We start from the raw sequence: 7,998 nt of genomic DNA, 5'->3' as shown, positions 1-7,998 counted from the left end.
GGTGCCGACTGCCGGAGTCGAACTGGCGACCTACTGATTACAAGTCAGTTGCTCTACCAACTGAGCTAAGTCGGCACTGCATTAAGTGGAGCGAATTCTAGAGCAATGTTTTACACCATGCAATAGCTAAAACAAAAAAAAGTGTGGCTTTTTGATTGTTTGCTGTTTTTTTACGCGGATATGTAAGCAAAACATTAATAAGAGCGGTAACTACCCCAATTTCACCAGAGACAGGGGGTTAACTATTCGTGAATTGGCTCATTCCGACAAAAATGAGGTTCTCATGGTAACGCGCTTTTTCACCCAAATACGGCATTAACGCTTTGCCATTGCCCCCGGTGATTAGCATAGCGTTTATATCAATAGTCAGCAGTTGCGCCTGCAATTGTGCAAATTCAATGGTAGCTACGGTCATCGCCCAGCAGCCGTGGTTCACATTATCACTGGTATTATCTGCAAAAAGCAGATTGTCGGGCGTAGAAAACACCCCTTCGACTTGTGCGGTATTGGCGTACAATGATGAGATCATCATCTCTATCCCCGGGGTAATCCAGCCGCCCAGATGCTTGTTGTCGGCGCTAAGCAAATCAATCGTCGTTGCCGTACCGGCATCAACCACTAACAGATTCTGCCCTGTAACGATCTGACTTGCGCCAATAATGGCCATCCAACGATCAACCCCCAATTGCTGTGGCTTTTCATAGCCAAATGCCACATCGGCAGTACAATTGGCAGTCATTAGACGCTTAAACTCTATATGCTCGCGTTCACAAAGTTGCTGCAGGCTATGGCAAAATTCCTCATTTGAAACCGCTGAAACGATGACTTTGTTAGGGTGCTGGATACTAATAAACTTCAGCGCTTCATTTTCGGCAAACGATTTCACCGGTGACAAGCTAACCGAGCCAGTATCACCAAGCTGACAAAGCTTGATTCTTGAATTTCCTACGTCTACAAGTACGATCAACGTTGCCTCCTTAAACTGACTTCACCACCATATATTGGTTTAACTTTTCCATTAATCTCTATCAACAATGCACCATTGGCATTAATCCCCCGACAAATCCCGCGACTCGTCTGGCCGCCACTAAAGATTTCCACCGCTTGGTTTATAAATATATCGCGTCTTTGCCAATCTACTAGCATTGGTGCCAGCCCATATTGGTGATGCTGTATAAGGCGGTGATTGAATTGAGAGATAAGCTTGGCAACCAATAGATTTCGGTCAATCAATATATCGGTGTGCTGCGATAAATCCGTCCAGGGCTGATCAATGGCATCCCCCTGTGCCTTGGGCATTTGAATATTCAACCCCAGCCCTATCACACTGTGTCCGGATTCGGTCGGTTGCCCTTCCAGTTCAACTAAAATTCCTGCCAGTTTTTTGCCTTCGACATATATATCATTGGGCCATTTTAACTGCACATCGATTGCATAAGCAGCTTCCAGCGCATCAGCCACAGCCAATCCAATCACCACAGAAAGCCCCATAGCCGCGGACAATCCTTGCTCTAACGGATGATACATTGACAAATATAAATGCGAGGCGAATGGTGACACCCAGTTTTTACCTCGGCGTCCGCGTCCAGCCGATTGATATTCAGCGACACAGGCCTGACCATTGACAACCTGATTTGGCAGACGTCGTAAAAGATAAGAATTGGTTGAATCAATGATGGTATGTACTTCAACGGGATTGTTGGCACCAAATGATAGTAGATGTTGCTGAATCACATTCGCCTGCAGCAAATGAATAGGTTCGGCTAAACGATAACCTTTACCGTGCACTTTAAAAATATCGAGTCCCATCTCCGTCAATGTCTGAATATTTTTAGAAATTGCGGTACGACTGACACCGAGGGCATCAGCCAGAACCTGACCAGAAACGAAATCGCCACTGGCTAATCGTCGTATCAACTCTTCGCGTACGACCTTACCCATTAACCCAGGTTTTCCAGTTTGGTTTCCCCACACGCAGCAATTAATCGAACTTCGGGTTCCAAATCAACCGCAAATTTATCTTTTACCTTTGCCTGAACAAGCTTTGCCAGGGAAATCAGATCTACGCCACTACATTGGTCAATATTGGTTAGTACTAAAGCCTGACGATGATGTACCGCAGCGCCACCTATTTTTGTCCCCTTTAACCCACATTGATCGATGAGCCAACCAGCTGCCAGTTTGATCCTGCCGTCTGTTTGCTCAAATGCCGGTATTGCTGGGTAAGCCGCCTTAATCCCACTAAAGGTGCTTTGTTCCACCACTGGATTTTTAAAAAAACTGCCAACATTAGGAATATCATCTGGATCGGGAAGCTTGCTTTGCCGGATTGCAACAACGGTATCAAATACTTGCTGGGGAGTAGGATTGTCCAGTTCACGTAAGCCCGGATAAGACAAGTTAGGTTGCCATTGTTTCGGCAAAAGAAGTCCGATGCCGGTAATAATGCCTTTACCTTTCAACGCACCTTTAAAAATGCTATCGCGATAACCGAAACCACAATCACTGCGATGAAGACGTTTAATTTTTCCCGTTGCGATCTCAAACCAATCGACGTAATCGCAAAAATTAGCCAGTTCAACGCCATAAGCGCCAATATTTTGAATCGGAGCGGCACCGCAGTTACCTGGGATCAAAGCAAGGTTTTCGAGACCTGGCATGTTATTCTCCAGGCAGAAACAAACCAACCGATGCCAGTTTTCGCCGGCAGCAATATGCAACTGCCAACTTTTCGCCTGTTCACTAATACTAATGCCTTTGAAATCTGGCTGAATAATCGTCCCTGCATAGTCCTCTAAAAAAATACTGTTACTGCCGCCACCGAGAATATAGAACTCTCCGAGATGGCCGAAATCAATCTCTGTTAGCTGTTCTGCTTGTTGCAGATGCAACAGGTTGTGGGCAAAGGCAGGAAGTGCAAAAGTACTTAACGACTGCAAAGAGAATGGATGTGAAGCCGAATTTTGTGAAGCTGATTTGTGTAAAACCATTAAAAGCGCTTATCAATGAATCTTACTAGGAATGATAAACCAGAACCTTTGAGGGTGAAACCTTAATTCGTGTTTATTAAAACCTGAAATAGCTGCAGGGAGGAGATGGTAAATAGCGCTTCACTTGCAAACCTTTGTCGCCAAGTGAAGCACGTTTCAATTTTGATTACTTCTGATGATAAGGCTTGCTGAGACGATGAACCGCATCAATAAAGTAACCCGCATGCTCCGGATTCACATCAGGATGAATACCATGCCCCAGGTTAAACACATGACCCGTGTTGTCATGTCCATAGCCGGCCAGAATTGACGCGACTTCCTGTTCAATTCTCTCTTTGGGTGCATACAACATCGACGGGTCCATGTTGCCTTGCAAGGCCACTTTATCACCCACACGTGCTTTCGCATCTTCGATATTAATTGTCCAGTCGAGGCCTAAAGCATCACAGCCGGTTGCCGCGATCGATTCTAACCACATGCCGCCATTCTTGGTGAATAGCGTCACGGGTACTTTTCTGCCTTCATTTTCACGAGTCAAACCATCGACGATCTTGTGCATGTATTGCAATGAAAACTCTTTGTACATGGCAGGAGACAATACGCCGCCCCAGGTATCAAATACCATAACCGACTGAGCGCCGGCAGCAATTTGTGCATTCAAATAGCTGATAACAGAGTCTGCTAGCTTGTCCAACAATAAATGCAGGGTCTGAGGCTCAGCAAACATCATTTTTTTAATTTTGGTAAATGCTTTTGAGCTGCCGCCTTCCACCATGTATGTGGCTAAGGTCCACGGGCTACCAGAAAAACCGATAAGCGGCACATCGCCATTGAGAGCTTTTCGGATTGAACGCACGGCATTCATGACGTATTGCAACTCGCCTTCAGGATCCGGATGACCAATTTTATCGACGTCGGCTTTACAGGTGATGGGACGTTCAAACTTCGGTCCTTCTCCTGTTTCAAAATACAATCCTAATCCCATCGCATCAGGGATCGTCAAAATATCACTAAACAGGATCGCAGCATCTAACGGGTAGCGACGCAACGGTTGCAGTGTTACTTCCGTGGCCAATTCGGTATTACGGCACAGCGCCATAAAATCACCCGCATCTTTTCGGGTGGCTTTGTATTCAGGTAAATATCTTCCCGCCTGGCGCATCATCCAAATCGGGGTGTAATCTACAGGTTGCTTTAGCAAAGCTCGAAGATAATTGTCGTTCTTTAGTTCAGTCATCTTGGTATCCACGAAAAAAGTTGCGGCCATTTTACCCAAAGTTGTCGATGGATACTATGACCTATTCGAGGAATCAAAGACTTTCTTTTCATATCAATATATTGGCTATTTTGTGAGTATTAAATTTAGACACAACTCACCGACAAACGAGGTTTTTCGTACAGTTAAAGCTAGAATTCGTTCAAAAAATAATTGTAAAAAAGTGTTGCGCTGACAATATAGCTTTGTTATAAATTTCACACGCTTTACAGAATAACTAATAAGAAGCTAGTTTTAACTAGACCATACAGCGAGCATTTCCGGCCTTATCTTTTGATAAGGCCTTTTTATTTTCTGGGGTATCTTCCTCATTAATCGAACGATTTTTTCTGTGAAAAACCACTTTCCCTGATTACTTGCTAAAATCCAGATAAAGCCCGAATAACCATCGTTAAAGTCATCTAATGAAACCCACTTGCCGTACTTTCTTTGCTTGTTTTGTCTTATTCAGTTGCCTTTTTAGTGGCAATATCAGCTATGCGCTCGGGCAATCTGGTCATCAAATTGTGTGCCAACTGGCTTTTGATAACCTTCCTCCGCCACAACAACGGTCCTTGATGGCCTGGGTAGCGCAAATCCCGGCTAAAGATAAACGGCGGATAAATCGAGCATTGCATCGGGATAAAGACACGAGTTTGGTCTTTGCCGATGCAAGTGTTTGGGCTGATGCCATTCGCGATATTGAAGACTACAACGAGTTTTCACCCTGGCATTATCTGAATGTCCAACGCGATAGCAGCAAAATTGCCAACGTTAATTGCCCGCGCGGCTGCATTGTTCAGGCCATCATCACCCATGATCAGCACTGGCGACAAAAACCCGACGCAAAAGACCGCCTCCAGGCGTTGCTGTTTATCAGCCACTGGATTGCCGATATACACCAACCCCTGCACGTGAGCTTTCAATCGGATCGCGGTGGCAACACTACGCAGGTCATTGATAACAGTGGGCAATGTTCAAACCTTCATCAAATCTGGGATACGTGCCTGGTCAACGATATAGGATTAACGTCGCAACAATGGCAGAAAAGTTTCATTGACTATCAGAAAACCCGCGTTAACCAATCAAACCTATCAAACCCTGCATTAACACTTGAGCTGGTCGTAGGTTGGGCCAACGAGTCTTTGTCAATATCAAGACACCCTGATGTGCAGTACTGTCATTATCAAACCGGCCCCTGGTGTCACTCATCTGCAACAGCAATCCATTACAACCCACTGTATATCCGCAACAATAAACACCGATTAAAACAACAAATTCTGCTCGCGGCCTTGCGCTTAAAGGCGTATCTGGCAGCGACAATTTAAGTTAAATTTTTTTCAGTTGCTTTTGAGAAATAGCATCTATACTTATTTTTACAATTAAAAATAAACAGTTACTGAAGATCAGAAAAAACGTTCATGATTATAAACGTCTTCGGCAACGCAAATGTTAATAATTTGTTGCATTTTCTGGTAGTATTCAGTGATATTTCACTCACCATTACGATTTTTTTGAAGTCGGAGGGAAAAATGCTAACACGTCTGGAACAAGCACAACAACAATGGGGTGGCTCATCAAACGCCATCGATAATTGGTTAACTGAACGACAAGATGTATTAGTAAATTATTGTCGATTAGCTGGCCTCCCACCTTTTGATAAAGCCGACCGTGCTTTGCCGAAAAGTTCGGATATTCAAGCCTTCTGTCAGGTTCTGGTAGATTACATATCTGCGGGTCACTTTGAAGTTTTCGATCAAATTGTTCGTAAATGCAAAGAAAATGGTCCACACAGCCTCGCCCTGGCACAACGTGTTTACCCACAAATCGCACGTTCCACCGACATCGCCCTTACCTTTAATGACAAATATGCTGACTTAGGTGAGGACAGCGAATTGGAAGGTTTTGACGCCAGCCTTTCTGCACTCGGTCAATTTCTGGAAGAACGTTTTGATCTAGAAGATCAACTGATTGAAGCGTTGTATAAAACCAGCGCTTAAATCGCTTATAAAAAAAAGCCCGTAGCTTGATAGCTACGGGCTTTTCCATTTAAACCTTTTTCCTTTAAACCTAAATCAAACGTATAGATTTAATTTCATCTGTTTTACTTATCAGATTCTTCAGTCGCTTCAGGCTTAACGATATCCAATAATTCCACTTCAAAAACTAAGGTTGAATTTGCAGGAATTGGACCGGTACCATTTGCGCCGTAAGCTAAGTCTGAAGGAATAACAAACTTGTATTTCGAACCGACATTCATCAATTGAACACCTTCTGTCCAACCTTTAATTACGCGGTTTAATGGGAATTCAATTGGTTCGCCACGACTGTATGAACTATCGAACTCTTCACCGTTGATCAACGTACCTTTGTAGTGAACTTGTACGGTATCTGTAGCGCTTGGCTTTTCACCTTCACCTTCTGTCAGAACCTGATATTGTAAACCAGACTCAGTCACTTCTACGCCTTCAACTTTCGCGTTTTCAGCCATAAATGCCTGACCTTCAGTAAGGTTTTTCTCAGCATCGGCTTTCGCCATTTCTTCTTGCTTAGCACGAACTTCCTGTTCGAATGCCATCAGAGTCTGTTCAACTTCTTCTTGAGTAAGTTGGCTTTTACCCGCAAGACTTTCACTCAAACCCTGAATGATTAATTCTCTATCCAGATCAAAACCATAATCTTTCTGCTCTTTAAGGGTTTTGCTTAAATAGCCACCCATAGAAGACCCAATGGCATAAGCTTGCTTTTGCTCCGGAGTTTCTAACTTTGTCGCTTGTTCAGCTTTTTGTTCTTTTTCCTGACAGCCCATCATTGCCAAAACAGCAACGGCTACCAGCGTAGGTTTGAATAGTTGTTTCATATCTTTCTCCAAAAAGAAACCGCATATCGGAGACCCCCCCAATATTTTCAGTTTATTGTTATTATCCGGGTATTAAAGGCTCATAATACTAGCCTTAAACATCCAAATATGAAAGCCCTGGCGAATAACCGATTGTTTACCACTGAAAACTACTGTTTCAAACCAAGGGGACAAAATACTTAATATAGTTGAGTCTAAGTTGTTTGCGACATTATCTTTAGCGATAATACCCCATAGAAATTTCTCCCTATTAGAGTTTATCCATGACCACGACAGAAGATATAGCGCAATTGCGCCAAAGGCTCGACACCCTTGAAACGCGATTAGCGTTTCAAGACGATGTTATTGAACAACTCAATAATGAAATTAGTGTGCATCAACAACAAATAAAAGAATTGAATGAACAATTGCACTTAATTGGACAAAAAGTGCGTGATATGAATACGTCTGTTGTTGGACGTCAGGAAGATGAAGCGCCTCCTCCGCATTATTAACCAGGTGCTTATGAACCAAAATGCTTTGAGTCAGCAACATAACACCAAAGCATTTTTGCCTACCATTATTCTGGCTTAAAGACCCCGATAACCTGCTCTTGTTGCCGAACATCAGCAGCCACTTGCTCTTCTGGTTGGGTCATTTGCATACCACAGCTGACACAAGTGACCTGTTCAACACCATCGTGTTTCGTGAGTGCCATCGTATCCAGACTTTTACATTTTGGGCATACTGCGCCGGCAATAAATCGTTTCTTCATTTAACATTCAAAGGTAAACTGCTCAAAAATGTTATTTTACTCGCAATTTATAGCAATTACGATACACAGAACCGTATTCAGCGGGAATTTAACATACCTGATACCAAGCGTGCGAACGCTTCAATGGCAGATTCGAGCA

General features: G+C 43.5%; 9 protein-coding genes and 1 tRNA gene. 3 read left to right on the top strand and 7 right to left on the bottom strand.

Annotation, left to right across the window (positions count from 1 at the left end; all coding sequences use genetic code 11):
* Positions 1 to 2: 2 nt before the first annotated feature.
* The 5 genes from ACHUFQ_RS11595 to hemE form a co-directional block, all read right to left on the bottom strand.
* Positions 3 to 75, bottom strand: a tRNA-Thr gene (locus ACHUFQ_RS11595).
* Between the two features lie 163 nt (positions 76 to 238).
* The gene (locus ACHUFQ_RS11590) at positions 239 to 967 is read right to left on the bottom strand and encodes a type III pantothenate kinase (protein ID WP_394175727.1); all 729 of its coding nucleotides are present in this window, start codon (positions 965 to 967) and stop codon (positions 239 to 241) included.
* Positions 964 to 1,941, bottom strand: a complete 978-nt coding sequence (gene birA / locus ACHUFQ_RS11585) for a bifunctional biotin--[acetyl-CoA-carboxylase] ligase/biotin operon repressor BirA (RefSeq protein WP_394175725.1) — start codon at positions 1,939 to 1,941, stop codon at positions 964 to 966. Before birA ends, ACHUFQ_RS11590 begins: the two co-directional genes overlap by 4 nt.
* Entirely contained in the window at positions 1,941 to 2,990 is a 1,050-nt protein-coding gene (gene murB, locus ACHUFQ_RS11580; protein WP_394175723.1) for a UDP-N-acetylmuramate dehydrogenase, read from the bottom strand. Before murB ends, birA begins: the two co-directional genes overlap by 1 nt.
* Positions 2,991 to 3,156: 166 nt before the next feature.
* On the bottom strand, positions 3,157 to 4,227 hold the full coding sequence (gene hemE / locus ACHUFQ_RS11575; protein ID WP_394175722.1) for a uroporphyrinogen decarboxylase: 1,071 nt from the start codon (positions 4,225 to 4,227) through the stop codon (positions 3,157 to 3,159).
* Positions 4,228 to 4,670: 443 nt separating this feature from the next.
* On the opposite strand from hemE, the gene ACHUFQ_RS11570 reads away from it, so the two are divergent.
* Together ACHUFQ_RS11570 and rsd are read left to right on the top strand one after the other, a co-directional pair.
* Positions 4,671 to 5,573, top strand: coding sequence for a S1/P1 nuclease (locus ACHUFQ_RS11570; protein WP_394175720.1), 903 nt, complete (start codon positions 4,671 to 4,673; stop codon positions 5,571 to 5,573).
* A 204-nt stretch (positions 5,574 to 5,777) separates the two neighbouring features.
* Complete coding sequence (gene rsd / locus ACHUFQ_RS11565) at positions 5,778 to 6,245, top strand: sigma D regulator (protein WP_394175718.1); 468 nt, start codon at positions 5,778 to 5,780, stop codon at positions 6,243 to 6,245.
* Positions 6,246 to 6,349: 104 nt separating this feature from the next.
* On the opposite strand, the gene fkpA is transcribed toward rsd, so the two are convergent.
* Positions 6,350 to 7,105, bottom strand: coding sequence for an FKBP-type peptidyl-prolyl cis-trans isomerase (gene fkpA, locus ACHUFQ_RS11560; RefSeq protein ID WP_394175716.1), 756 nt, complete (start codon positions 7,103 to 7,105; stop codon positions 6,350 to 6,352).
* A 263-nt stretch (positions 7,106 to 7,368) separates the two neighbouring features.
* On the opposite strand from fkpA, the gene ACHUFQ_RS11555 reads away from it, so the two are divergent.
* Positions 7,369 to 7,599 carry a SlyX family protein gene (locus ACHUFQ_RS11555; protein ID WP_394175714.1) on the top strand — a complete coding sequence of 77 codons (231 nt, stop codon included), beginning with the start codon at positions 7,369 to 7,371 and terminating at the stop codon, positions 7,597 to 7,599.
* Between the two features lie 65 nt (positions 7,600 to 7,664).
* Here ACHUFQ_RS11555 and ACHUFQ_RS11550 read toward each other — a convergent pair whose 3' ends face one another.
* Positions 7,665 to 7,859: a YheV family putative zinc ribbon protein gene (locus ACHUFQ_RS11550; RefSeq protein ID WP_394175713.1), complete on the bottom strand. Its 195-nt coding sequence runs from the start codon at positions 7,857 to 7,859 to the stop codon at positions 7,665 to 7,667.
* Positions 7,860 to 7,998 lie beyond the last annotated feature (139 nt).

It is taken from the genome of Thalassotalea litorea, from assembly GCF_043642205.1.
GTDB classification, from domain to species: Bacteria; Pseudomonadota; Gammaproteobacteria; order Enterobacterales; family Alteromonadaceae; genus Thalassotalea_A; species Thalassotalea_A litorea.
Note: the sequence above shows the minus strand (reverse complement) of the source record. Positions and strands in the feature narration are given on the sequence as shown.

Excerpts from the sequence above, each read along its gene's own strand:
- murB (WP_394175723.1), bottom strand. The coding sequence starts at position 2,990 with ATGGTTTTACACAAATCAGCTTCACAAAATTCGGCTTCACATCCATTC.
- ACHUFQ_RS11550 (WP_394175713.1), bottom strand. The coding sequence starts at position 7,859 with ATGAAGAAACGATTTATTGCCGGCGCAGTATGCCCAAAATGTAAAAGT.
- birA (WP_394175725.1), bottom strand. The coding sequence starts at position 1,941 with ATGGGTAAGGTCGTACGCGAAGAGTTGATACGACGATTAGCCAGTGGC.
- rsd (WP_394175718.1), top strand. The coding sequence starts at position 5,778 with ATGCTAACACGTCTGGAACAAGCACAACAACAATGGGGTGGCTCATCA.
- hemE (WP_394175722.1), bottom strand. The coding sequence starts at position 4,227 with ATGACTGAACTAAAGAACGACAATTATCTTCGAGCTTTGCTAAAGCAA.
- ACHUFQ_RS11570 (WP_394175720.1), top strand. The coding sequence starts at position 4,671 with ATGAAACCCACTTGCCGTACTTTCTTTGCTTGTTTTGTCTTATTCAGT.
- fkpA (WP_394175716.1), bottom strand. The coding sequence starts at position 7,105 with ATGAAACAACTATTCAAACCTACGCTGGTAGCCGTTGCTGTTTTGGCA.
- ACHUFQ_RS11555 (WP_394175714.1), top strand. The coding sequence starts at position 7,369 with ATGACCACGACAGAAGATATAGCGCAATTGCGCCAAAGGCTCGACACC.